At 46.1% G+C, this 25563-nt stretch carries 27 protein-coding genes and 2 riboswitches; of the genes, 16 read left to right on the top strand and 11 right to left on the bottom strand.

Features of this window, described 5'->3' with window-relative positions:
- Positions 1-266: 266 nt before the first annotated feature.
- From FZD51_RS18970 to FZD51_RS18990, 5 genes are all read left to right on the top strand, one after another.
- Positions 267-1673 (top strand): right-handed parallel beta-helix repeat-containing protein, encoded by a 1407-nt coding sequence (locus FZD51_RS18970; RefSeq protein WP_148976197.1) that lies wholly within the window; start codon positions 267-269, stop codon positions 1671-1673.
- Positions 1674-1832: 159 nt separating this feature from the next.
- Entirely contained in the window at positions 1833-2564 is a 732-nt protein-coding gene (locus FZD51_RS18975) for a glycosyltransferase family 2 protein (protein ID WP_148976198.1), read from the top strand.
- Between the two features lie 547 nt (positions 2565-3111).
- A riboswitch (Lysine riboswitch) is annotated at positions 3112-3295 on the top strand.
- Between the two features lie 102 nt (positions 3296-3397).
- The gene (locus FZD51_RS18980; protein ID WP_148976199.1) at positions 3398-4237 is read left to right on the top strand and encodes a transporter substrate-binding domain-containing protein; all 840 of its coding nucleotides are present in this window, start codon (positions 3398-3400) and stop codon (positions 4235-4237) included.
- A 64-nt stretch (positions 4238-4301) separates the two neighbouring features.
- Positions 4302-5033 (top strand): amino acid ABC transporter permease, encoded by a 732-nt coding sequence (locus FZD51_RS18985; RefSeq protein WP_148976200.1) that lies wholly within the window; start codon positions 4302-4304, stop codon positions 5031-5033.
- Positions 5034-5050: 17 nt separating this feature from the next.
- Complete coding sequence (locus FZD51_RS18990) at positions 5051-5788, top strand: amino acid ABC transporter ATP-binding protein (RefSeq protein WP_148976201.1); 738 nt, start codon at positions 5051-5053, stop codon at positions 5786-5788.
- Between the two features lie 60 nt (positions 5789-5848).
- On the opposite strand, the gene FZD51_RS18995 is transcribed toward FZD51_RS18990, so the two are convergent.
- Genes FZD51_RS18995 through FZD51_RS19015 form a run of 5 tightly spaced genes read right to left on the bottom strand, consistent with a single transcriptional unit; the run spans position 5849 to position 9515 of the window.
- Positions 5849-6406 (bottom strand): peroxiredoxin family protein, encoded by a 558-nt coding sequence (locus FZD51_RS18995; RefSeq protein ID WP_262380994.1) that lies wholly within the window; start codon positions 6404-6406, stop codon positions 5849-5851.
- A complete protein-coding gene (locus FZD51_RS19000) occupies positions 6403-7011 on the bottom strand; it encodes a hypothetical protein (protein WP_148976202.1) in 609 nt (202 codons plus the stop codon). The genes FZD51_RS18995 and FZD51_RS19000 overlap by 4 nt, the downstream gene beginning before the upstream one ends.
- 23 nt (positions 7012-7034) lie before the next feature.
- A complete protein-coding gene (locus FZD51_RS19005; RefSeq protein ID WP_262380995.1) occupies positions 7035-8102 on the bottom strand; it encodes a sensor histidine kinase in 1068 nt (355 codons plus the stop codon).
- Positions 8089-8787, bottom strand: coding sequence for a response regulator transcription factor (locus FZD51_RS19010; RefSeq protein WP_148976203.1), 699 nt, complete (start codon positions 8785-8787; stop codon positions 8089-8091). The genes FZD51_RS19005 and FZD51_RS19010 overlap by 14 nt, the downstream gene beginning before the upstream one ends.
- Positions 8788-8801: 14 nt before the next feature.
- On the bottom strand, positions 8802-9515 hold the full coding sequence (locus FZD51_RS19015) for a cytochrome c biogenesis CcdA family protein (protein ID WP_148976204.1): 714 nt from the start codon (positions 9513-9515) through the stop codon (positions 8802-8804).
- A gap of 194 nt (positions 9516-9709) precedes the next feature.
- On the opposite strand from FZD51_RS19015, the gene FZD51_RS19020 reads away from it, so the two are divergent.
- The 7 genes from FZD51_RS19020 (at position 9710) to FZD51_RS19050 (ending at position 14309) form a co-directional block, all read left to right on the top strand.
- Positions 9710-10096, top strand: coding sequence for a DUF302 domain-containing protein (locus tag FZD51_RS19020; RefSeq protein ID WP_148976205.1), 387 nt, complete (start codon positions 9710-9712; stop codon positions 10094-10096).
- Between the two features lie 49 nt (positions 10097-10145).
- Positions 10146-11279, top strand: a complete 1134-nt coding sequence (locus FZD51_RS19025) for an MBL fold metallo-hydrolase (protein ID WP_148976206.1) — start codon at positions 10146-10148, stop codon at positions 11277-11279.
- Positions 11280-11451: 172 nt separating this feature from the next.
- A complete protein-coding gene (locus tag FZD51_RS19030; protein ID WP_262380997.1) occupies positions 11452-11817 on the top strand; it encodes a sulfurtransferase in 366 nt (121 codons plus the stop codon).
- Positions 11818-11855: 38 nt separating this feature from the next.
- Positions 11856-12215, top strand: a complete 360-nt coding sequence (locus FZD51_RS19035; RefSeq protein WP_148976207.1) for a rhodanese-like domain-containing protein — start codon at positions 11856-11858, stop codon at positions 12213-12215.
- A gap of 128 nt (positions 12216-12343) precedes the next feature.
- Entirely contained in the window at positions 12344-12826 is a 483-nt protein-coding gene (locus FZD51_RS19040; RefSeq protein ID WP_148976208.1) for a GNAT family N-acetyltransferase, read from the top strand.
- 12 nt (positions 12827-12838) lie between these two features.
- Positions 12839-13276, top strand: coding sequence for a GNAT family N-acetyltransferase (locus FZD51_RS19045; RefSeq protein WP_262380998.1), 438 nt, complete (start codon positions 12839-12841; stop codon positions 13274-13276).
- Between the two features lie 88 nt (positions 13277-13364).
- Positions 13365-14309: a DMT family transporter gene (locus FZD51_RS19050; RefSeq protein ID WP_148976209.1), complete on the top strand. Its 945-nt coding sequence runs from the start codon at positions 13365-13367 to the stop codon at positions 14307-14309.
- Positions 14310-14749: 440 nt separating this feature from the next.
- Here the strand turns inward: FZD51_RS19050 and FZD51_RS19055 are convergent, their stop codons facing one another.
- Positions 14750-15121: a VOC family protein gene (locus FZD51_RS19055; RefSeq protein WP_148976210.1), complete on the bottom strand. Its 372-nt coding sequence runs from the start codon at positions 15119-15121 to the stop codon at positions 14750-14752.
- Positions 15122-15350: 229 nt separating this feature from the next.
- On the opposite strand from FZD51_RS19055, the gene FZD51_RS19060 reads away from it, so the two are divergent.
- Entirely contained in the window at positions 15351-16175 is an 825-nt protein-coding gene (locus tag FZD51_RS19060; protein WP_187445827.1) for an STAS domain-containing protein, read from the top strand.
- A gap of 148 nt (positions 16176-16323) precedes the next feature.
- Here the strand turns inward: FZD51_RS19060 and FZD51_RS19065 are convergent, their stop codons facing one another.
- Positions 16324-16653 carry a hypothetical protein gene (locus FZD51_RS19065; RefSeq protein WP_148976211.1) on the bottom strand — a complete coding sequence of 110 codons (330 nt, stop codon included), beginning with the start codon at positions 16651-16653 and terminating at the stop codon, positions 16324-16326.
- A gap of 68 nt (positions 16654-16721) precedes the next feature.
- On the opposite strand from FZD51_RS19065, the gene FZD51_RS19070 reads away from it, so the two are divergent.
- A complete protein-coding gene (locus FZD51_RS19070) occupies positions 16722-17726 on the top strand; it encodes a DUF3231 family protein (protein ID WP_148976212.1) in 1005 nt (334 codons plus the stop codon).
- 549 nt (positions 17727-18275) lie between these two features.
- Positions 18276-20024, top strand: coding sequence for a cation:proton antiporter (locus tag FZD51_RS19075; protein ID WP_420886282.1), 1749 nt, complete (start codon positions 18276-18278; stop codon positions 20022-20024).
- A gap of 73 nt (positions 20025-20097) precedes the next feature.
- On the opposite strand, the gene FZD51_RS19080 is transcribed toward FZD51_RS19075, so the two are convergent.
- The 4 genes from FZD51_RS19080 to FZD51_RS19095 form a co-directional block, all read right to left on the bottom strand.
- Positions 20098-20793 (bottom strand): ABC transporter ATP-binding protein, encoded by a 696-nt coding sequence (locus FZD51_RS19080; RefSeq protein WP_148976213.1) that lies wholly within the window; start codon positions 20791-20793, stop codon positions 20098-20100.
- A 14-nt stretch (positions 20794-20807) separates the two neighbouring features.
- Positions 20808-22271 (bottom strand): ABC transporter permease, encoded by a 1464-nt coding sequence (locus FZD51_RS19085; protein WP_148976214.1) that lies wholly within the window; start codon positions 22269-22271, stop codon positions 20808-20810.
- 142 nt (positions 22272-22413) lie between these two features.
- The gene (locus tag FZD51_RS19090; protein ID WP_148976215.1) at positions 22414-22845 is read right to left on the bottom strand and encodes a hypothetical protein; all 432 of its coding nucleotides are present in this window, start codon (positions 22843-22845) and stop codon (positions 22414-22416) included.
- Complete coding sequence (locus tag FZD51_RS19095) at positions 22845-23348, bottom strand: DinB family protein (RefSeq protein ID WP_148976216.1); 504 nt, start codon at positions 23346-23348, stop codon at positions 22845-22847. The genes FZD51_RS19090 and FZD51_RS19095 overlap by 1 nt, the downstream gene beginning before the upstream one ends.
- 264 nt (positions 23349-23612) lie before the next feature.
- On the opposite strand from FZD51_RS19095, the gene FZD51_RS19100 reads away from it, so the two are divergent.
- The gene (locus FZD51_RS19100; RefSeq protein ID WP_148976217.1) at positions 23613-25271 is read left to right on the top strand and encodes an alkaline phosphatase; all 1659 of its coding nucleotides are present in this window, start codon (positions 23613-23615) and stop codon (positions 25269-25271) included.
- 158 nt (positions 25272-25429) lie between these two features.
- Positions 25430-25509: riboswitch (glycine riboswitch) on the top strand.
- Positions 25510-25563 lie beyond the last annotated feature (54 nt).

Here is a 25563-nt window from a genome sequence, read left to right on the forward strand (position 1 = left end):
CTTTGTTCCTGATCACTTTAGAAGCTTGAGGGCTTCAGCTGCTTTGCGGGCAAAAATGCAAAAGAGTTTCCAATAGATTGAAAGTGAATGTACTTAATAGAGGCATATCCCTGGATGTGTCTCTGTTTCTAGCAATAGCAGCCGGACCAGACCCGTTTTTGCAGTAAAACCGTGCTCGCACTCTTTATCAGACAAGCAATCAATAGTGCCTTGTCCAAGCACTCCCTCTCTCCTTGCATATTTTATAAGGAAGGAGGATAAACATTATGACTGAATTCATCGTGAATCCAGGCCAGCGCATTCAGGATTTTATTGATGAAGCTGAGCCTGGAGATATTATTATTGTGAACCCGGGGACCTATGATGAGCCTGATATAACAGGTCCTGCACTCATCAGGATTGATAAGCCGCTGACAGTGAGGTCCAGTGGTGGGCCTGAAGTGACGTTTTTGAATGGAAACAGTGCAGAAGAGCGTAATATTGTGGTGGAGATTTCTGCAGCCAATGTGGTTCTTGAGGGCTTTACGATCACAAATCCGCTTTACAGCGGTTCCGCGGAAGCTGTTGGAGTCAGGACCCGATTAATAGACCAGGCTGTTGCGCCGAGTGATGTAGAGATTCGCGGAAACATCATCAGGGAAATTGGAACACCGGCCCGGCAGGCAATTGAAGGGACATATGGAATCAGGACGAGTGCGATAGAAAGGCTTCGGGCAGCTGATAATGAAATCACTGAGATCAGGCATGCGAGTGCCTCTGCGCCGGCCATTGGCATTTCTATTGAGGGGACCTCTCAGCAGCAGCTTGCCAATGACGTAACACTTGCGGATAACCGGGTTTACAATATTCAAGCCCCGAGTGAAGAAAGCACTGCGGTCGCTGTAAAAAGAGAAACGGCAAATGTTTTTGTACGGGGGAATAGAATTGAGGCACCTGAGGGAGGTGCTGCCAATGTGAAGAGAGGGATCACGACAAGCCCCGAAGTAAGAGGCCGGGTGGAAATCGCGGTAAATACCGTTAAAGGGGCCACTGATGCCGGAATGAGGCTCGGAAGCCCGGCAGAACAAGTGGTGACCAGGAACAGGATTCTAGAAAACAGAATTGGCATCTTCGTCGAGGCTACTGCAGTGACACCGCCAGTGATTCAGCTTAACACATTCAGCGGCAATGAAGAGTGGGGTTTATTCAACGCCTCTGCTGTAACAGTCAATGCGGAAAACAATTACTGGGGACCCGCCGGACCGAACACACCTGGCGGGGATGACATCGGCGGGCCAGGCCCGGTTGAGTTCATCCCTTTTCTGCGGGTGCCGCCTGGAGTGCCGTTCGTTACTACCGGGCCGATTGCCAACCTGCCATCAGCATCAAGGCCAATTACCCAGCTTTATGTTGTGATCGAAAATGTCAGTGACACGCAGGAAACGGTCCGGATAGAGGGCTATTATTTGACTGACACCCAGAATCTCTATGCACTGGAGCTGAACCCGCTCGCGCCGGAAAGTTCGCCGGATTCCACCATCACAAGGACCTATTATGCCAACTTCGATTTATTTGAATTCAGGTTCTTCCCTTCCAGTGACAGAGTCCTGATTTCTGTCTGGGGACTGGATGCCGATGGCCGGCTTGCCGGCAAACGGAGCCTGGTGAATAGTGAATTGACCAGATTCAGTTAAGGAGAATGCTTTTAAGTAGGGTCCTATTTATATGGACCCCTTTTTATCTTTTTTACCTCAAATGCCCTTCACACAGAATACATTCCACTACATATATTAAATGAGATTAATATTTTCTGGCAAAGAGAATAGGCTTAAGTTTAGAAAGGAGAAAACCATTTGATCATCCATGTGTACACCTTATGCTGGAACGAAGAGAAGATGCTTCCGTTTTTCTTTAAGCATTATGATGATATAGCAGATCAATATTTTGTTTTTGATAATGGATCAACAGACCAGTCATTATCGATTTTGGATTCTCATCCAAAAGTGGCTGTCGAGCATTTCGAGACGCAGGGCGGCTCATTTATCAAGACCGCCTTGAATTTGTTCAATCACTTTTGGAAACGGAGCAGGGGGAAGGCCGACTGGGTGATTGTGTGCGAGACAGATGAACATCTGCACCATCCCAATCTCCGGAAATACTTAGAGGACTGTTCGGCAGCAGGGACTACACTGGTAATTCCGACCGGCTATAATATGGTATCTGATTTTTTTCCAAGCAGTGATAGACCATTGAGTGAACAAGTTAAAAACGGCAGGCGGGATTTTTACTTCGATAAGCCGCAGATATTCAACCCGAATGAAATCCAGGAAATCAACTTTTATCCGGGGAGGCATAATGCGAATCCTTCTGGGAATGTAGCCAGACTGAACTCCAGTGAAATCCTGCTTTTACATTACAAATGCCTGGGCTATGAATACCTGCATTCCCGCCATGCAGCTCTTAAGGAAAAACTGCAGGAAGTGGATGAAGCCAATGGATGGGGCAGCCACTACTCGCAGGACGAGCAGAAAAACTGGCGCGATTACAGCCATGCTCTAGCCAATGCCGGAAAGGTGCTGGATTAAAGAAGAGCCGGGGGGACAGGTCCTCTGGCCTGTATTGCGAAAGAAAGCAGGATGTAGTGAATGCAATCCTGAGGCCTGGAACCACTACTTCTAGGGGAAATGGAAATAGCGGTTGCGTAGGAGGGAGCTAGAACCACTATTCGTGGGAAAAATGGAAATAGTGGTATCAGAGGAGAGGGCTAGAACCACTATTTCTATAAAAAGCACAAATAGTAGTTTCAGAGAGTGGAGCTAGGACCACTATTTTTATAAATAGCGCAAATAGTGGTTTCAGAGTAGAGGGCTAGAACCACTATTTCTATAAAAAGCACAAATAACGGTTTCAGAGAGTGGAGCTAGGACCACTATTAATAGCGAAAATAGTGGTTCTTGATGTAAATGAAGACTTATACCATATTTAACAATGCCCTTGATTTTGCTAATAATGCTTGCCTGAATTGGTACCTCCAGGAAAATCATACCTGACATAATGCCCGGGACGAAGGATTGACAGATGATTTATATAGTTGTAGACTATTAGAGAAAATTGAATAAGACCTCACTTTACCAGTGAGGTAGAGGCGCGGTGTTTAACAGTCTTTAGCGGAGCTTGAGAAGCGATGATGCTAGGGAGAAGGAAATATCGCCGAAGCGGGCATATATATCTCAGTATTGCCTGCTGGGTCTGCAGTTAAGAGCTGCAGGACTGTCTCAATGGGCTTCCCGGCTTATTGAGTTGTGCTATCTCATTTAGGGAAAAAAAGAGGACTTATGGGCATATATATATAACGACCTAAGTTAATCTTAGGTCGTTTTTATTTTGTTCTCATCATACAAATATAGGGGGAGAAAACATGAAAAAAGCGTCATTATTTTTAGTAAGTATGCTTTCGGCAGTGCTTTTGCTGGCCGGCTGCGGATCGAGCACGAGTTCAGGTTCAGATTCAGGGTCATCAGAAAGTGATACGTTCAAGGTTGGCCTGGAGGCAGGCTACGCTCCATTCAACTGGACGCAGAAAGGTGATTCCAACGGCGGTGTAAAAATCAATGGCTCTGCTGAATATGCGGGCGGCTATGATGTTGAGATTGCAAAGAAGATCGCTGACGGACTTGGCAAGGATTTAGAAATCGTTAAGACAGAATGGGACGGCCTTGTGCCGGCGCTGCAGTCAGGCAAGATCGATGCCATCATTGCGGGGATGTCCCCAACGGCAGAACGAAAAGAGACAATCGATTTCTCAGACAATTACTATAACTCCCAGCTTGTTATGGTTGTGAAAAAAGGCGGGAAATACGAAAACGCGACTAGCCTCAATGACTTTGACGGAGCTAAAATCACAGCTCAATTGAATACATTCCACTACTCCGTGATCGACCAGATCGATGGTGTGTCCAAAGAAACAGCGATGGACAATTTCCCTGCGATGAGGGTTGCATTAGAATCAGGAATCATCGATGGATACGTGTCTGAGCGTCCTGAGGCAGTCAGTGCTTCCGCTGCCAATGACAACTTTGCGATGGTTGATTTTGAGGAAGGATTCGAAACTTCCGAAGATGATACAGCCATTGCTGTCGGGCTTGAAAAGGGCAGTGAACTGACAGAGAAAATCAACGAGATCTTAAAAGGCATTTCAGAAGAAGATCGTACCACTATCATGGATGAAGCGATTCAGAACCAACCAGCGGCACAATAAGACACGCATAGAACCGGCTGTAAGCTTACAGTCGGTTTTATGATGAATATAGAGGGGGAGAAAGATGAGCTTCGATTGGATCGTTAGAATCATCTCGGAAAACTGGCCGATGTTCCTTCGGGGAGCTGGGATCACGCTTCTCATTTCCTTGATCGGAACTATCATCGGTGCCGGCATCGGCTTATTGGCAGGAGTGGTCCGGACCATCCCGGCACCAGAGCGCGGACCAAAAAAAATCATGCTGAAGGTGATCAATTTCATCCTTTCGGTATATATCGAATTTTTCCGCGGAACACCGATGATCGTCCAGGCGATGGTCATTTATTATGGATCCGCTTTGGCATTCGGCGTTGACATCAATGTCCTGGCAGCGGCCATCATTGTTGTATCCATCAATACAGGTGCCTATATGGCTGAAATTGTCCGAGGCGGAATTGTCTCCATTGATAAAGGGCAGTTTGAAGCGGCCCAGGCCATCGGGATGAATCATTATCAGACGATGTGGAATGTTGTGCTCCCGCAGGTCATCCGCAATATCCTGCCGGCAACAGGCAACCACTTTGTCATCAATATCAAGGACACATCTGTCCTTAATGTTATATCAGTATCGGAATTATATTTCATGACCAAATCGGTCGCGGGGAATAATTTCAGATACTTTGAGTCATTCTTTGTGGCATGCGTGATTTATTTTGTCATGACATTCATCGTTACAAGAATCCTGCGTTATTTTGAGCGGAAGTTAGACGGCCCTGACAATTTCGATTTGCTGGGCAAAGGTGAAAATAATCTGTAAAGGAAGGGGGAGCGAGCATGGAAAAAGTCATTGAAGTTCAGCACTTAAGCAAATCCTTCGGCACAAATCTGGTATTGAAGGACATCGATTTTTCAGTCAGCAAAGGAGAGGTGGTCACGATCATCGGCTCTTCAGGTTCCGGTAAATCGACCCTCCTTCGCTGCATCAATCTTTTGGAAAAGCCCAGCGGCGGCCAGATTATTTATAATGGCGAGAACATCCTTGACGATAAGCATGATATTTTTGCTTACCGCCAGAACTTAGGGATGGTGTTCCAGCAATTCAATCTCTTCAATAATCACAATGTCCTGAACAATTGTGTGGTTGGCCAGGTGAAAGTCCTGAAACGTTCTAAGGAAGAAGCGGAAAAAGTCGCCATGAAATATTTGAAAGTGGTGGGCATGGAGCAGTATATCAATGCCAAGCCAAGGCAGCTGTCAGGCGGGCAAAAGCAGCGTGTCGCCATTGCGCGGGCCCTGTCCATGGAGCCTGATGTGATGCTGTTCGATGAGCCGACATCGGCCCTTGATCCGGAGATGGTGGGAGAAGTTCTGAAAGTCATGAAGGAACTGGCCGGTTCGGGCCAGACGATGCTGATCGTCACCCATGAAATGGAATTCGCTAAAGAAGTATCCGACCGCGTCGTCTTTATGGACAAAGGAGTCATTGCGGAAGAAGGAAGTCCTGAACAGATCTTCAACAACCCTGATCAGGAGCGGACCAGGGAGTTTTTGAAGCGGACATTGAAAGTGTAAAAGAGCCGGGGGGACAGGTCCCGTGGCCCGTTTTGGGCCATGGGACCTGTCCCCCTGGCTTCATTTCACCAGATTCTTCATCATTTCTTCGTCCATCGGCCCGATGATTTTTTTGCTGACAACCCCATTGCTGTCAATGATATAGCTGGTAGGGATTGAGAATACCTGGTACTGCACGCCGAGCTGTCCATCCTGGTCAAGAGGGATGGGGAAGGTTAGCCCGTATTCCTGGACAAAGCTTTCAATGGCCTTTGTGCCGTTATCCGCATTGGTCAAATTGACGGCAAGGATTTCAACGTCCTTGTCTTTGTTTTCTTCGTAGAATTTCTGCATATGCGGCATTTCAGCTTTACAGGGCGGGCACCAGGTTGCCCAGAAATTCAATATGACCTTTTGGCCTTTATAATCGGAAAGCCGGACAGTTTCCCCGGCAAGCGTTGTCAGTTCAAAGTCAGGAGGAACGGCCCCTTCTTCAGGGGCCGATGATGCTGGCGGGCTTTCTGCTTCTTCTGTGCTGGTTTGGGCCGGCTCTTCAGGCGGGCTGGACTTCCATACGTTCACAAGCACAATGGCAATCGCGATGGCCATGATGCTGGCGGCTATTATATTTTTTTTCAATTGCGGCAAACCTCCCTTTTATATGAAAAAAGAATAAAAAGTGCGATCCCTGCAAAGCTGTACAGGTCCACAGAGATGATGGTGCCGAAAATGCTGATGATCAGGACCTGCATCATTTGAAACAGGAGAAATACCTGTTTGAACTCTTTGTATCCTTCTGGCTTCCGGAGCTGCAGATAGATGATGAAGCTTAAGGTAAACAAAATCTGGGCTAGTAAATGGACAGGGTCGCCCTCCAAATAGCTCATGAATGCTTCATATATAAAAAAGAACAGACTGAATAAGATTGGCAAATCAGGAAACAGGCTGTTCTTTTTGAGCTGTAAAAAAAGATAGACAATCACTGTAATGATGCCTAAAGTATGTCCTTTGATTCCTCCGTTAAAGAATAGGACAGAAAGGGGATTCTGGAGGAAAAGTCCAAAATGGAAGAAGATATAGCTTCCTTTCCAGACAACGATATAAGCAAAAAAAGCGTTCCAATGCCAATCCCCGGTTTTCTTTTTCATGATCAGCCGAAAAAGCAATGATGCTGTGATAAGCGCCACAGCAACAGAAAGCCATTCCACCTGCATGCTGAAGCTGCCGATATTAACGTAAGACAAATCTCTCACCCGATTCTATAGCGTTAGTCATGTTCTCCGGCAGGAAAGGCAATCCAGAAGGTGTGATGGGTGCCGTCTGTCTCCACTCCAATCTCCCCTCCATGCGCCTCTGCAATTTTCCGGCTGATTGACAGCCCAAGCCCGGCCCCTTCGGCTTTCTTCGTGCGCGAGGACTCCAGTCTGTAGAATCTTTGAAAAATCAGCTCTTTTTCGCCGGGATCAATGAACTCGCCTTGATGTATAAACCGAATCATACAGCGGTCTTGCACCATTTCTGATTCAATCGCAAGCAAATGGCCTGTATCATAGTCAACAATATTCTGAAGCATATTGGTGAACACTTGCTTCAGCCCGTCCCTGTGGCCATCCATCGCAAAAGGGGCCAGATGTATGTGGACTTCATGGAACCGGGCATCCAATTTCAGCTTGAACGCGGAAATGGTTTCTGACAGAATCTCATCCAGCCTGACGGGTTCAAATGATTTTTCCAGGAAGACATTGCCCCGTTCCCATCTATCCAGTTCGGTGATCAGCTCGACGATCCGGGTGATGCGGAGCGATTCTTCCAGCAGGGAGCCGAATAATTCCGGATTCCCTTCGATGACCCGGCCCTGCAGTGCTTCCAGGTATCCGTTGATATTTGTCAGGGGGGTCCGGAGTTCATGGGAAATATCCCTGAGCATGGTATCACGCTGCTGCTGGGCTGATTTCAGGGATTCTGCCATCGTGTTGAAATTGCTCACAAGCTGGCCGACTTCCCCTGAAGGCCGGGGGGTAATTTTATCAGGAAACTGCCCGGCATTAATCTCGACAGCAGCCTCTGAAATAGATTGGATGGGCCGGAGGATCCTTCTGACAGACAGATAGTGGACAAAGCCTGCGAGGAGGAATGCGATGATGCTGGCAGCAAGGAGAAACCTCCCCAATGTCCGGACGAATTCCTGGCCTTCTATTTCCTTCGCATTGACCAGATAGCAGGCATAATTGTTTACAGACAGGCCGGCGATCAGGATGACGATGACGATGACAAGGCTGTTGACGGCAATCAGCTTGGACATCAGGAGCTGGGCGTATTTTTTAATATGCTTCAAATTTGTATCCCATCCCCCTGACTGTGTGGATATATTCGTTCGGTGTCTTCTCTTTGATTTTTTCGCGCAGATGCTTGATGTGGACATCGATTGTCCTTTCGGTTACCGCTTTTTCCTGATGTTCATAGATGAAGTTCAGGATCTGCTCACGGGAAAGGATTTGTTCAGGATGCTTCATGAACATATGAAGCAATTTGAATTCAAAATTGGTCAGTTCAAGCGGTACGCCGTTAAAGCGGGCTTCTCCTTTTACAGGCTTGATGGTCAGGCCGGCGAAGCTGAGCTTTCCGCACCGGCTTGCTGTCCGGCGCAGCACCGCCTCAATCCTGACCATCAGTTCTGCCGGGCTGAACGGTTTTACCACATAGTCATCCGCCCCAAGCTTGAAACCTGCTATCCGCTGATTTTCGGATGCTTTTGCCGTCAGCATGATGATCGGGACCATGCTTTTCTGGTCGGCCCTTACCCATCTGCAAAGCTCTTCCCCGCTTACCAGGGGCAGCATCAGGTCGAGAATCAGGAGACAGGGGTCATATTGCAGGATCTTGTCCTTCGCCTCTGCCCCGGTTTCCGCCTCCAGCACTTCATAGCCTTCTTTGGCCAGATAGATTTTCACCAGTTTCCGGATTTTCGGGTCATCTTCTACAACCAGTACGGTTTTGCCGATTAAATAGCTGTTATCCATGTGCTACCCCATTTCTAGAATTCAAATAAACTGTAGGCGGAAAGCCAGGCACTGATTTTTTGCATCTGCCCTGTTAAAATGAACAGCCCGAGAGCGATCATGATGCCGCCATTAATGACGGCCAGCTTTGATAAATGCTTGTTGATCTTTCTGATGCTTTTCAGTGAATAAGAAACGACGATGGAAATGAGCAGGAAAGGGACTGCCATTCCTATAGAGTACGCGGTCAGCAGGTAGACCCCCTGGATGAGCGTATCATGGGAACTTGCCAGAAGCAGGATCGATGACAGGGCGAGTCCGACACAAGGGGACCATCCGCTGGCAAAGGCCATTCCCAATAAGATAGAACTGAAGAGCCCTTTTGGCTTACGGTCTGCCTGCACTTTCTTCTCCTTCATCAGCAGCTTGATGTTTATGATTCCCGCCATCTGCAATCCAAAAATGATGATCAGAAGTCCGGCCGCCTGCATGACATAAATCCGGTAATCAGCCAGCACCTGTCCCAGCAGGCTGGCAGACGCCCCCAATGTAATAAATATCAGGCTGAAGCCCATAATAAATCCGAAAGACCGGACGAAAAGCTTGCTGCGCTCGACCTGCATTTTCGCATTCTCGATTGTCCCGCCAGTCAGATGTGTGACATAAGCGGGCAGAAGCGGAAACACACAGGGAGAAAAAAACGATAATATCCCCGCAGTCAAAGCGAACCATATTCCGATATCAGCCATACTCCTTCACTCCTTTCTTACAGTATCCATGCTCTCTGTTAAGTTTTTGTTAAAAGGGTCCTTTTGTCCTGAAAAAAAATAAGAAGTTTACTTCCGGGCAGAATAAGGGCATAGTTTAATACCCCTGCTAGTATTCTAGCATAGGCAAATACAAGCCAATATAAAGTTTTATTAAAAGAAAGGAATGAAGGCCGATGAATTTTCATTACACAGTCACCACCCAAAAATCCATACAGGATGCGATTGCAGCATTGGAGAACAATCTGAAAGAGGAGAAATTCGGTGTTCTATGGACATTTGATATCAAGGAAAAGCTCGATGAAAAAGGATGCCATCTGGATGAAGAGTTCATCGTCCTTGAGGTATGCAATCCGAAAGAAGCCGAGCGGATACTGAAAGAAACTAAACTTGCAGGATACTTTCTGCCCTGCAAAATTGTTGTGTATAAAGAAGAAGGCCAAACGAAAATCGGCCTGCCCCGGCCGACAGCCCTCATCAGCATACTGGACCAAAGGCCCCTGCAGGAAATGGCTGAAGATATTGAAGAGCGCCTGATCGGCTGCTTGAATAAAAGCGTATAAGAACGAGTAAAGGCATGAGGGAATTTTTTGCCTGGAAGGAGATTTGCATATGTCTGTAAAAACAATCTCAGTAAAAAAACTTGCTGAAAAAGTGATCAGTGGAGAAGAGCTTTTCATCGTGGATGCCAGGAGCACAGATGCTTTTGATGACTGGAAGATCGAGGGGAAGAATGTAGAAGTACTGAATGCCCCTTATAAGAAGGTGACAGAAGAGGGGGTCGAACCTATTCTGGACAAGTTTCCAAAAAATAAGGAAATCTATGTTGTTTGTGCAAAAGGAAATTCCTCTAAAAAGGAGGCCGAGGAATTCGGGAAAGCGGGATTTACGGATGTTTATTCCATTGAGGGCGGTATGAAAGCATGGAGTGAGCATCTTGAGCCGATCAAGATCGCTGATCTGAAAAGCGGAGGTTCGATCTATCAATTTGTCCGGATCGGGAAAGGCTGTCTGTCTTATCTCATTATTTCGAATGGAGAAGGGGCGATTGTAGACACAAACCGGATGAGTGAACAATACCAGAATTTTATCCGGGAACATGAAAGCAGCGTCACGCTTAAGGCTCTTATCGATACCCACCTTCATGCGGACCATATTTCAGGGGGAAGAAAGCTTGCCGAAGAGGCGGGCGCTGACTATTATCTCCCGCCGAAGGATGCGGAAGAGGTGGGGTTTTCTTACAATAAACTGCAGGATGGAGATGTTATCTCAATCGGCAATGTGTCAATCAAGGCGCTCTATTCTCCCGGCCACACGATCGGCAGCACATCCTTGCTTGTCGATGGAGACTATCTTCTGACAGGGGATATCTTGTTCATTGATTCAATCGGCCGCCCGGATCTGGCCGGAAAGGCTGGGGGCTGGGCCGAGGATTTGAGGAAAACCCTGTATTCCCGGTACAAAGAAATTCATGATGATGTCGTTGTGCTGCCGGCCCACTATATGTCGATTGAGGAAATGAACGAAGACGGCAGTGTGTCAGCGAAACTGGGGACTTTATATAAGCAAAATCACGGCCTCAACATTGAAAGCAAAGAAAGCTTCCGGAAAGCCGTGACAGAGAATCTTCCTCCGCAGCCAAACTCTTATGAGAAAATCAGGAAAACCAATATGGGGAAAATAGAGCCGGAAGCGGACGAGCAGAGCGAAATGGAAACAGGGCCGAACCGGTGCGCTGTAAGGTAAGGCGATTTACAAGTTTATGGATTGGTGATTACCTAATAGGAAAGGGCTGTAACGGCCCTCTTTTTATTGGAAAAATTCTTTTATTCTATCCGGCGTTTTGGATTTACCACGCTTGACTTTATACCTGTGGGGGTATATTATTAAACCATAACCTAAATATAGGGTGGTGGGTATGCTTATTTCAATCATGATGGTAATATTCGTCGGTTTAGCAGCTAGCCTTTATAAGCGCTATGTCCCTGTTCCCCATGTCCCTTGCACTGAATCCGGCAATGATCCTGGTCTGACCGCAGTCGATATCAGGGATTATAATAACAAAGCTGTAGATATGAACTGTGATTCTGTAGATATACCTTATGCCTATTTAGGGCGTTTTTATAATGAAATCAGTCCAGGCGAAATCCATGTGATCGCTTCTGACCGGCTGGAACTGAACCTGGGCATCCGGTTTTTGAGAAAGAAAGGATTCCAGGTTGTGAGCTATGAGATGGCAGAACAGCATTCTGGAAGAAGAGGTCTGGAACCGGGGCTAAGATAAATTTTCATACCCTAAAAAACAATGAGGAGGAAGCCTTGATGGAATATCTAAACTATCTGCTGATCGGGCTATTAGTATTCTTGCTGCTGCAGCGGATGCTGCCGGCAAAGGGGATCAGGCAGATTACAGCCGCTGAACTAAAGGGCGAGTTAAAGGATAAAAAGAAACAGTTTATCGACGTCCGGACCAGCAGGGAATTTCAAACCAATCATATCAAGGAATTTAAAAACATCCCTCTGCATGAGCTTCATGGCAAATCAAACATGCTGGACAAAGATAAAGAAGTGGTCGTCATCTGCCAGAGCGGGATGAGAAGCAATAAAGCAGGTAAACTGCTGAAAAAGGCAGGATTTAAATATATTACGAATGTAAAAGGCGGCATGAGCGCCTGGAACTGAATATATGCGCAGATGCGCCCTCAAAAGACAACTAGGTGATACCGCCCGGCTGTCTTTTTTTGTATAGCAGGATTTCCAACATATCGCGGTGAATATACAGAAGATGCCAATTAGAGGGGTGCTAAGGGATGGAATACGAAATCATCAAAGCAGGAGCGGAGCATGAGGAAGCGCTCCTGAACTTATTCCAGTTTTATATTTACGATTTTTCCGAGTTCATCGATGCGCATGTCGGGGATAATGGGAGATTTAGCGAGTATCCGCTGCAAGACTACTGGACGGAAGAGGGCCATTACCCATATGTAATCAAGCTCAATGGGCACTATGCCGGTTTTGTGCTGGTGGCAGAAGACAGCGAATCTCTCTCCATCAACGAGTTTTTTATTTTGAAAAAATACCGCCGGGAAGGCCTTGGGAAGCAGGTGGCTAAGGATATCTTTGGACTGCACAAAGGCAGGTGGGAGATTTTCCAGATTGAGAAAAACAAGCCTGCCCAAGGGTTTTGGCGGTCTGTAATAGATGAATATACAAGCGGGGAATTTACGGAGCGGAAGGATGAGCATAATCGGGTCATACAAGAGTTTGTCAGCAGAACAAAGCAAAATACATAAATGCAGGAGGATATGATGATTTTTTTAAAAGAAGTAGACAGACATAACTTTTTTGATGTGATTGATTTAAAGGTAGCGGAAGAGCAGAAGTCATTTGTCGCGACGAATCTGTTCTCGCTGGCACAGGCGAAGGCATTTCCGGAGTGCAATTGCCTGGCAATCTACCATGAGGAAGAGCTGGTAGGCTTCACAATGTACTGCATGGATTTCGACAATAAGGAATACTGGATCTACCGCCTGATGATCGACGCCAAATATCAGTCCAAAGGCTATGGGAAAGCGGCGATGGAGAAGCTGATTGAGCGGATCAAGGAAGATAAGGATCACCAGGTCATCTACTTGAGCTTCGAGCCGGAGAATGACCGGGCGAAGGAAATGTATGAAAAGCTCGGATTTGAGGCTGACGGCCGGGTAATTGATGGGGAGATTGTTTATAGGCTGGGTTATTAAGACGGAGTTGGGCCGGGGGGACAGGTCCCTTGGCCCATTTTGGGCCAGAGGACCTGTCCCCATGGCTTTGAAAGGTGGAGAATCAAGCATGGACAGGCGTAAGGGAATACTTCTTGTTATGACGGGCGCGATGTTTTGGGGGGTTGGCGGTACAGCGGCCAAGAAGCTATTTCAGGATTTTCAGATTGATGTGGATTGGCTGGTGACCGTAAGGCTGCTCATTGCAGGGGGTTTGCTTTTAGCCGTCCAATGCTTTGCCAAAGATCGTGCCCAGATTCTTGGTGTATGGAAAAAGAAAAGCTCGGCTCTGCGTTTGATTATTTTTGGTCTGCTCGGAATGCTTGCTGTCCAATACACCTATATGGCTTCGATCGAGCATGGAAATGCCGCGGTGGCAACGCTTCTGCAGTACTTGGCTCCTGTAATGATCATCTTATACCTGGTCCTCCGCAAACTAACGGTGCTGACGCGGGGAGATTTGCTGACCATTGCCTTGGCTTTGTCCGGAAGCTTCTTCTTGCTGACGAACGGCTCCATCTCGCAGTTATCTGTGCCGGTGCCAGCGATCGTATGGGGAGTTTTGTCCGGGGCGGCATTGGCCTTTTATACGCTGTATGCTGTACCGCTGCTTAAGGAATACGATTCCCTGGTCATTGTCGGGTGGGCAATGATGATCGGCGGGTCCGCGCTGAGCTTTGTCCATCCTCCCTGGCGAATGGACTTCCAGGGCATAACGGGAGAAGCTTATGTGTATCTAGTCTTTGTGGTCCTGTTTGGGACGATGATTGCATTTTGGTTTTATATAGAAAGCCTGCAAAGCCTGCTGCCGAAGGAAACCAGCCTTTTGGGCAGCGTCGAGCCGCTTGCGGCTGTTCTGACAACCGTATTTTGGCTGAAGGAGCCTTTTGGTGTTTTTCAGTGGGCGGGTACGGCCTGTATTATTGGGATGATTTTGTTTATCGCTTTGAAGAAAGAACCTGCTTCTGGAATCGGGCATCCGGGTGGAAATGAAGAGCCGCTGAGAGTAAGCTAGGGGTTTTATCTGACCCTCAAAACGGGAGAGACGCAAATATATTTTGAAAGTCGCAAATAAAACTGGGAAGTCGCAAATATATTAAAAAACTCGCAAAGATGCTTGGAAAATCGCAAATATAGGCTGAAAGGACAGGTGCCAGGGCCCGCTTGAGCTAAGGGACCTGTACCCCTCCACAAAGTTTTGAATCAATCCGGCTGATATTTAAATTAATTGAAGCGATACTTCAATTATTTCAAACCATGTTGAGGCTAATTCCTGCCATCATGGCATTTATAAAGTGTCAGCTAGCCAATGTCATAGGGTGGATCGCCGGCAGTTCTGTTCATAGGACCGATTGATTTAACTCCCAATTGGGCTGAGGGACCTGACCCCTTGGTTTTTCCAGGTATATATATCCAGGTGGAAATAAGTTGCTGGCCCCTCTATTCTTGGTCCGATTATCTATGCTGATCAATCAGGATGGGGTTTCCATCAGGATCTTCAATGGTTATATGCGCCGGGCCTTCGCCAGTTTCATCTGCTTCAGACAGAATGTGGATTCCATTTTCTTTCAGCCGCTTTTGGAGCTCGCGTACGTCTGTGAATGAATCGGTATTTTCTGCATTATGATTCCAACCTGGATTGAAGGTGAGAATATTTTTCTCGAACATGCCTTGAAATAGCCCAATCACACAGCTTTCATTTTTCATAATGATCCAATTCTGGGTGATATCGCCCCCAAGAGCATGGAATCCTAATTTTTCATAAAATGCTTTTGAGTTGTTGATGTCTTTAACGTTTAAACTAATAGAAAATGCCCCAAGTTTCATATGAAACCTCCTAGTTAAAAGAACTGTCACATAGTAGGTTCGCTTTATAAAGCCAATATCCTTCTTCAAATTCTTTAAAGGGAGAAAGGGGACAAGCTCACTTATTTTCGGCCGAGCCAAGGGACCCGACCCCCCGGCCCAAAAAACCAAAAAAACTGGTTTAACTGCTATAATATCGGGGTATAAGTAAATGTTTTTTATTCATAAGTCATAGTAGGGGGATGTAGTAATGAGTATCAAACGAATCTTGAAGGATGAGTTAGTGCAATTTATTAACAACCATGGGGAAGAGTTTGAAAACAAACTGCTGTCTGAAGCTGTGAATGTTTCGGGGAAGATCAATGAGATTTTAAATAAGGGGAATATTGACCTTCTAAAAAATGCGAGGAAATTAATTTACTTTATTGTTGACCACAATGAAAAGGACCTTATCGCATTTGCTCAGGAAGAAGGGGTTGCCTGGGCAGGGCATTCTTTAACTCTTTCTTTGAAACTGGAATGGGTCCAGGCCATAAGAAGAACCACATGGCAGGTTATCAGCAGCCTTAATGAGGCAAGAGATGAAAAGATCCCAGCTTCTGATTTTTTTGAGCTGGAAAAAGCGGTGAATGACCAGATTGACCAGTTTCTTAACAATTTCTTCTTAAGCTACTCAAAATATAAAGATACAATGCTTCTTAAACAGAGGGAAATGGTTGAACATCTTTCTGTACCTATCATACCGGTCAGTGAGACGGTTTCTGTCCTCCCTCTGATTGGCTCGATGGATACATACAGAGTTGAAATAATAGAAGAGAAGGTTCTAAATGAAATTGCAGCTACAAGGATCCAGACACTAGTTATAGACCTTTCAGGCATCGCCATGATGGAAAAAGATGTGATGGATGATTTTGAAAAGGTCCTGGCTGGAGTGGGCATGATGGGTTCCAAGGCCATTCTTACCGGGCTGAGGCCGGATCTTGTCAAAAAGATGGTTCGTGCCGGCATCCGCTTTGAGAAGGATGCTGAAACAAAGGGGACACTTCAAGAGACGTTGAAGGCATATTTAAAATAATCGAAAACAATAGTTTGGCTATCACTGCCATCATAGGTTGATAAGCATAATTCAAGCGGAAGAATTGATATATCCGGTGACAGCAGAAAAAACGCTCACAATAATCGAGCGTTTTTTTTTTGGCTAATGAATGGTAATCCTGATGGATCTAATTATTTTTATTTAAAAATTTCTTTATCAGCAATCCAATTCCAAATAGCAGAAAGGCAGCGGCTGAAACGAAAATCATTAGTTGAGAAGTGGTTAAGGAAAAAGCAGATGCTAATTGAACCGAATAGGCAAGTGAGAATGAAGTAATTATTTTGCTTTTGCTTTTCATTTCGCACTCCATATGTTTTGTTTTCGTCATAAATCTTAGATATATTATATCGTTAAAAAGGAGAAGGATGTACGTTCCGTGAAATCCTTTTATTGTCTGTATATCAGCAACCCATTTAAGGCCTGTTATCCATAAAAAGTTTCCTTCAGCCATTGCCATAAAAAATCACTTCAATAAATATGATGACTTTCTAAAAAATGGACATAATATTCGCGAGGTGATTGGATATGGATAAGGAAAAATTGAAACTGACATCTTCTGAAATCGGTTCCTTGTGGGGGGAGTACATAAACGGAACTGCGGTAGATATTATAAATAGATATATGTACTCCATTATTGAGGATGAAGAAATCAGAAGCATTTTTAATGAAGCGATCATGATATTCGAACGGCAAAAGGCGCAGATTAAGGCGTTTATTGAGAATGAGGGGTTTCCTGTTCCTGTCGGGTTTAGTGAGACCGACTTGTACCCGGGGAAACAGAGGTTGTTTACAGATACATTCTGCCTGAATTATTTAAACATCATGACTACACATGGACTGCTGGGGCACATCACATCATTTGGCGTTTCGGTAAGAAAGGACTTAAGAGTATTTTACGATGCATGTGATGAAGATGCGAAAAAAATGTATCATCAAACCGTTGAATTATTGCTCGAGAAAGGTCTTTTCCAAAGGGACCCGTTATTTTATCCAGATGAACAGCCGAAGCTTGTCACAAACAAGGATTTCAAGGACGGTTTTTTCGGCAAAGGCAGAACGCTTTCGGCGCCGGAGATTATCAGTATTTCTATGAACATCAAAAAGAGCATAATGGCCAAAACTCTTTCGATTGCTTTCAGTCAAATTGCCCAGTCAGAAGAGGTAAGAAAGTTCTTAACCAGTTCTGAGAAGACTGCCGATGACCAGATCAAATCTCTTTCCAAGATCATGCAGACAGATAATCTGCCGGTGCCAAAGTCCTGGGAAACAGAAGTTACTATATCAGCGGAATCGCCTTTTTCCGATAAATTGATCATGTATCATATGGGATTCTTATTTCAATCGGCCCAAAACTACCATGGTGCAGGCCTGGCATCATCAATGAGAACTGACCTGGTCACTACATACGAAGCAACCATTCTGCAGAACCTGGTGATCACAAAAAACTGGTTTGATATTATGGTGAAAAATAAGTGGCTTGAACAGCCTCCGCTGGCCCCGAATAGAGCAGAAGTGGCGAAAAGGAGATAGCATAGCATGCCCTACTATCAGATAGGGCATTTTGCTGTTGAAAGCAGCTTATGCAGCCTGAATTGCGATGGGGAAAAGAAGTAAGCCTGGCGATGCTGCGGTGAGATTCGGCGGGTTTGCCCTTTTGCAATATGTGCGAGTACACACTGATCTTGATGCCGGGCCTCCATTTTTTCGCAAAGCTTTAAGCGATTGGGGCCCGGCATTTCTATGTATAAACCCGAATAATAGATTCTATTGGAGAACCGGCATTAAAAAACCCTATAAGGAATCCAATGATCAAGATTGAAGCAGGACTTATCCGCATTACCACTTTAAGACTCATTTTTTCCTTATTTTACCTTTCTGCAATCTGAAGTAACGGCCATCATGTTTTTCTATATGAAATGAGTCCAAATCATTATCTGAAGCCAATCTATTTCTATAACGCCCATTAATTTGGTAAACTTTCCGGTATGTGATAAGTGAAAAATATGCCAATTGGAGAAGGTGATTGAGATTCAACCAGATTTTACTTTAATGAGCATTGTTATTGTGATTGTACTCGGTATGTTTTCGCAGTGGCTTGCGTGGCGGATTCAGTGGCCATCCATCGTAATCATGACGGTTGCCGGGCTTTTAATCGGCCCGGTGTTGGGTCTGGTCAATCCGCAGGAAGGGCTGGGGGAGCTGTACAGCCCGATTATCTCTCTTGCTGTTGCACTGATCTTATTTGAGGGCAGTACGAGCCTTGATATCCGCGAGCTGAAAGGCATTTCCAAGTCTGTTTTTCGCATTGTAACACTTGGAGCACTCATTGCCTGGATCGGCGGTTCTTTAGCAGCCCACTATATTGCCGGGCTGGATCTTGAAATTTCCTTTATCATCGGCGGATTATTTGTAGTGACCGGGCCTACAGTCATCATCCCGTTGCTCAGGCAGGCAAAATTATCAGCCCGGGTCTCTTCGGTTCTGAAGTGGGAAGGAATCATTGTAGATCCGATTGGTCCTTTACTGGCCTTATTTGCTTATGAAATTATCAAAATTACCTTGGATGGACCTTTTCAGTTTAAAGATTTCATTCCGTTTTTTATCGAGGCCCTCCTGGCGACTTTAATCGGTCTTGTAATAGGGCTGCTTGTCAGCTTCCTGGTGGGCAGAGGATTGTTCCCTGAATACTTGAAATCACCTCTGATCTTTTGCTTTGTCCTGATTTGCTTCGCGCTTGGCGAAGGAATCATGCATGAGACTGGGATGCTGGCTGTGACGGTAATGGGACTGACGCTCGCCCGGACGAAGAAGCATGTCCATTCAATCGGAAGCATCGGCCATTTTATGGAGAACATTTCGGTTATGCTGACTTCTACTGTTTTTATTTTATTGACGGCCTCTTTGACAAGAGAGACGATTATGGACGTTTTCACGTGGCCGATCATTTTATTTGTCATCACTATGCTGTTTCTTATCAGGCCGGTGTCTATCTGGCTTTCCACAATCGGAACAGAACTGACACTGCAGGAAAAAACACTCGTGAGCTGGATTGCGCCGAGGGGAATCGTTGCCTTGACGGTTTCAGGGTATTTTGCCGCTTTATTAATAGAAGATGGCTATTCAAATGCAACGATACTCACGCCGCTCACCTTGGCCCTTGTTTTTATTACGGTGTGCGCCCATGGCTTTTCCATCGGCCCGATTGCCCGGAAGCTGAAATTGGCAAATCCTGAGTCTTCAGGCGTCCTGATGGTGGGGGCGAGCAGTTTTGCGATTGCCTTCGCTAAGCATTTGAAGGAGATAAACGTTTCCGCCCTGATCACAGACACGTCCGCTGACCGGCTGTTCCTTGCAAAAAAGCTGGAAATTCCGACCTATCAGGGGGAGATTCTTTCAGAGCACAGCGATTTCGAAATAGACAAAAGCCCGTATAATTTCCTCCTGGCTATGAAAGGGGATGCAGCCTATAACGCGCTTGTTTGCCAAACCTATCTTCCTGAATTCGGATATAACCATACCTTCTCGCTGCCGACAGCAGAAAGGAAAACCGAGCATAAGGAAATCTCCACCGCGTTCAAAGCACATCTGCTGTTTGGAGAAGAAGCGACCTTTACTGAGCTGAACAGAATGGTCAATATCGGCTATAAACTGAAGACAATCGAAATTGACAGCAAGCAGACAGTGGAAAAAGAAGAAACGGAAACGGACAGAATTCCGCTATGCGTAAAAAGAAAGAACGGCAGCCTTGTTTTTTTCACCTTCAGCGAAAAGCCTGTACTAAATGAGGGAGATTTGCTAGTGGTGTTAGAGCAGGGGGAGAAAGAATAAATATAGGTGCCTGACCCATTCTGAGCTGTAAAGCAGCGTGGGCCAGGCACCTTTCCTGTTTTTTCAGCAGCAATCAGACCAGGGTTTCAGCACATTCTCTTTTGTTCAAAGTAATCTTTCCCTTTGATAGCTTGATCGTAATGTCAGATTTCTCAGCAATATTCTGGTCATGGGTTACAACAATCACACATTTCCCTTCGTTATGAGCCAAGTCCTTCAGCAGGTTCACAATTTCGTTTGCTGTGTTTTCATCCAGATTTCCTGTCGGTTCATCGGCCACAATCAGATCAGCTTCGCAGCAGAGTGCCCGGGCAATCGAGACACGCTGCTGCTGGCCGCCGCTTAGTGTCAGCACTTTCTGCTGTGCCTGCCTGCTGGAGATGCCGACACGCTCCAGCATATTCAATGCGAATTCTTTTTTATTCTTATGGCTTGCCCCTGTGATTTCCATTGCCGTCATCACGTTTTGGAGCCCTGTCATATAGGGAAGCAGATTGTAAGATTGAAAAACAATGGATACATACTTATTGCGGAATTTCGTAAGCCCGATTTTCTTTATATCCTTCCCCTCATATACTACCGCTCCCTCTTTGGGAACATCCAGGGCGCTGGCGAGCGCAAGGAACGTCGTTTTTCCTGAACCGGATGGGCCGATGATTGTGTAAAAAGCCCCGCTCTCAAAGCTGACATTGATATTGTCAAGGATCATATGCTTTTTATTCTCTTGCTTGTACCAATAACTAATGTTTTCAAATTTGAGTAAAGTCATTTTGTTTCCCCCCTCTAATCCTGTCTGCTCAATATCGTTTTAGGCTGAAGGCGCAAAACCGTTAAGGATGGCAGCAGGGCAGAAAGGACAGCAATCAGAATGCCAATCATTGCAAGCATGGCAAGATCGTCTGCTGTGACGCTTACGTCCAATTCCTGAATGGTTTCAGCCTGCTCTGATTGCAATCCGGGCATACCCGGCATTCCGCCGCCAAAGCGCATTCCCCCGCCGCGGAAGGATTCAGGCTCTGAGGTTTCCGCAGCTGACTGCAATTCCTGATTCAATAGCTGGTCGCTCACTTCTTTGGCCACGATATTGCCGCTGAAAGTAGCAATTCCGAGGGAAAGCGCCGCAACGAGAAGAATCTCAGCGATGAACTGGCCGGCCATTTTCCAGCGCCGTTCACCAATTGCCAAAAGGACGCCCATCTCATATTTGCGTTCACGGATCGACATCATGACAATCAGTCCCAAAATGATGGCACCTGCAATAGAGACAAGATAAACAATATTATTTGAAAAGCTTGCTACGTTCTCGATCGGCCCGACCATCTGCTGGTACAGCTGATCATTTGCATCAAGTTTAAAGGTTTCAAAATCAATGCTGCTCTCCTTTTTCGCCTGTGCGACAAAGCTTTCCATATCAGCGGGATCATCAATATAGTAAGTGGCACTGTCAATGGTCCCCTCATAGCCGCTGCCTTTCAGTGCAGCAGCATTAGTATAAGGCACATACAGCTTGTTATATGGAATCATGGCGGTAAAGTCCATGCCCTGGTCAGAGCCTGTGGAAGCTGTTTGATAGATACCTTTGATTTGGAGATCGAGTGTGGCCGAATCATCTCTTGGATTGGCCACTGTAATGGAGTCGCCCACCTTCAGTCCGTTTTCTTCTGCAAGAGTCTGTTCAATGAGGACAACGTTTTTTCCCAGGTCGTCTTCCGTAAGATGTTCACCCTGGATGATAGAAGCAGTCCCGTCGATGAATTCCGCAGTGGAATCAGTAAAGCTTACTCCCTGAAGGCTGACGTCTCCCTGGGCCATCCCGCCGCCCATCCTGCCGCCCGGAGCAGCTGATTCTGCGGTGCCTTCTTCTGTTGTTCCTGACTCATTATTTGTGATTGGTTCAAAGCTTGAAGCAAGGGCTGTAGTAGAAGAATAAAAATTATAGCCTTTGATTTGTTCATATGAGCTCAGTTCCTCTGCTGCTTCCGCAGGAATCGGGGCAGACTGGAATCGCATGCGCTCTCCGTTTGTCTGCTGGGACTGCATCTGCTCGCGCATCTTTTCCATATCGACCTGCAGGGTGACATTGGCGCCAAGCTTCTGCCTGGCAAGGTCTCCCGATTTTTTGGCGGCCGTCTGAATGGATAGGCCGGCCAGGACCAGGACGCAAATGACCGTAAAAACAAAAATTTGCAGCAGGCTTTTACCTTTCCTGGCTTTCACGCTTAAAAAAGATCTTTTTAAAAAGTTCATACATTCTCTCCTTTAGCCAAATTGGGTACAAGGCTAATCTTAAGAGGAAATTACGGCAAAAATGTGAACGAATTATTTCTTAAAAGGGAATAAAAATAGATGCCTGGACCCGTATTGTACAGCAGCGGGGAAGGCACCTGTTTTATTTCCGTTTCTTAAGGTAGAAAGCAATAGCGATGGCAGCTGCCAGCAATAGAAGGGTGAGGAGGACATAAGGAACCACATCCATCCAATGAGAAGGCGCCTCATGGGCAAAGACTGCTTTTTGCCATGCACTGTCTGCAATTTCAACAGCTATGCCCTCGTCAGTTGGCAGATCCTTTATCTCAAAATACTTTGTGCCGATCTGATATTCATTGGAAGCATTCCCATAGTAATCTCCCGTCATGTCATCAGGCCGGGTTTCTACTTCGCCAATATTTTCTCCGATTTGGCTCTCCGGCACGTTCTCATCTGTCACTTCATAAACATTTCCATCCCAGACGACGAAAGGGTAGGCCCAGCTTAATGCCTGGGCCGAAGCTGCGAAAATAATTAAAACGAATGGGAAAAAGAGCAGAGATCTTTTCATCATCACATCTGCGGCGCTTCCATCCCCATCATGGCCCATTCCTCTTTGGCTGGGCCATAGACACCAGGAACCGTTAACCCTGCCTGACGCATAAGGATAGTCATTTGCCCGCGATGGTGAATTTGGTGCTGGATAATGAAGAATAACAGCTGGCCGTTTGACATTCTTTGGCCGAAGAAGTCTTTTTCTTCGCGGAGAGTTTGGTCTGTCCACTGCTCCTTGACTGCATGAGCGAGAGCGCTGCTCGCTTTTTGGTAGATGTCGGAAATGAATTTGGCTGATTGGGGGACCGGATAGTCTTTGGCAGGGGCCTCAAAAGCCAGGCCGGTTTGAGAGGCGAGTACACCGATGGCTGTTGCCGTATGCCAGGCAATCCTTCCCAGTGTCCAGTTCTGGGCTGTGACCTCCTGGGACAGGGATTCATCTGTCAGCTGGTCGAGGACCTTCTGTGTTGTATGTACTTCATAGTTCCATAGCTTTAAAAAACCATCCAATGTCTGAAACATCTTCATTCCTCCTTGCTTCAATTCTTCACCAATATATTCCCTGTGTGATGTGAATTACCTCTTTTTCTGCAAAAATAAATGGGGCAAATCTCGGGCCGGCAGACCGGAATAGCGGCCAGATGATTTTTTTGATATCAGGAGGGTATGCTATGCCAAAAGCCCTGTTTCCTGCAATTTACAATCACTTAACAGAACATCACATGAAAATTAATACATCCTCATTATGCTGATAATTAGAAACTATCAATTAAAGGGGGATTTGAAATGAAGAATCAGTGGAGGAATAAGGTTGCCGGGATTTCTGTGGCTGCAGCTGTTGCGTTTTCTTCTCTAGGATTTGCTGTAAACAATCACCTGGCTGAGGCAAAGGACAACAAGAAGAAAGAGCCTGCCAATGTCATCATGATGGTCATGGACGGGACAAGCGCTGGGGCGACTAACCTGGCGAGATGGTACAAAGGCGGGAATCTGGCGATGGATGAGATCCTCATCGGGGGAGTGCGCACCCATTCCGCAGAATCGGCAATCACAGATTCTGCACCTGCTGCAACGGCTTTAGCAACAGGCAATAAAAGCAATGACAAGGTGATCGGGCTTCTGCCTGCACTGGTGAATACACCAGGCGTCGCTCCAGTCAGCAAGAAGGATGCCCACAGACCGGTGGCCAATGTGCTCGAGGGGGCAAAGCTGGCTGGAAAGTCGACAGGAATCATTTCCACATCTGAAATTCAGCATGCAACACCTGCAGGATTTTCATCCCATGCGGCGCACCGCAGCAATTACCAGGACATTGCCGAGCAGCAGGTCTACCAGGATATTGATGTAGTCCTTGGCGGAGGGAAAGAATCTCTGGCACCAGGTACAACCAAGAATGCCCGCGCAGATGGCGAGAATCTATTGAATGTGATCAGTCAAAACGGCTATCAGTTTGTCGAAACACGGGATGCCCTTCTGAAATCAAAATCAAATAAAATCTGGGGTTCATTTGCTCCTTCCGCAATGGCCTATGACTTTGACCGAAAAGCTGCAAAAAGCAGCCAGCCTTCCCTGGCGGACATGACGAAAAAAGCGATCACTACGCTGGACAAAAATAAAAACGGCTTCTTCCTGTTTGTTGAAGGAAGCAAGGTGGACTGGGCAGCACATGCCAATGACACCGTCGGAATTCTTAGTGATGTACTGGCATTTGATGATGCAGTGAAAGAAGCACTCGATTTTGCGAAAAAAGACGGCAACACAATGGTCATCGCAGTCAGTGACCACGGAAACAGCGGAATCACGATGGGGAATGTCAACACAAACAGCAACTACCCGGAAATTCCTGTATCAGCTTATATCGATCCGCTGAAAAAAGCATCCCTGACACTTGAAGGGGCTTTAAGCCAACTGAAAGCAGACCGCTCAAACATGGAAAAAGTGGCCGGGCTGTACGGATTGGATAATCTGACAAAAGAAGAGCTCGATAAGCTGAAGGCGTCGGCAAACCTGCAGTCTGACATGGCCAAGATGCTCGCAAACCGCGCGAATATCGGCTTTTCCACTGGCGGGCATACCGGTGAGGATGTATTCTTGTACGCATATGGACCATCAAGGCCTTTCGGATTGATCGATAACACTGATATTGCTAAAGCAATGGCAAAGCATATGGGCTTCAACCTGAAATCCGTGACAGACAAGCTGTTCGTCAATGCGAAAGAGTCGTTTGAGAAAAAAGGCTACAAGACCCGCGTTGATGTAACAGATGCGAACAACCCGGTCTTTATCGCAGAAAAAAGTAAAACAAAGATTGAATTGCCTGTAAACAAAAATATCGCTCATATCGTACAAAACAACAGGATTGTTACGAAAAAGCTCGATGGCGTCACGGTCTTTAACGGAAAAGATTTCTATGTTTCCGAAAAGGCTTTGAATCTGTCTAAATAATGGTGTAAGAGGTGCTTCCCCCGAAGAAGCGCCTTTTTCTTTTTGTAAGAGAAGGAAAACGGAACGGTTGACAAACGCTCCGTTCGCTACTATTATATAAAAAATATTGCTGTATAATTTCATAACAAGCTATGAATGCCATGGGTCGTGCTGTGGCAGGAGCAGCTTCTGGAGAGACCGCGGGTATCCGCGGCGCCGAAGGGTTCACCATCTCAGGCAAAAGGACAGAAGAGTATTGGATATACATTTGGCATGCCGTATGACGTGCCTTTATATTCGTTATTCTGATGAT

The sequence above is a fragment of the Bacillus infantis genome, from assembly GCF_008180445.1.
Lineage (GTDB): Bacteria > Bacillota > Bacilli > Bacillales > Cytobacillaceae > Bacillus_AB > Bacillus_AB infantis_B.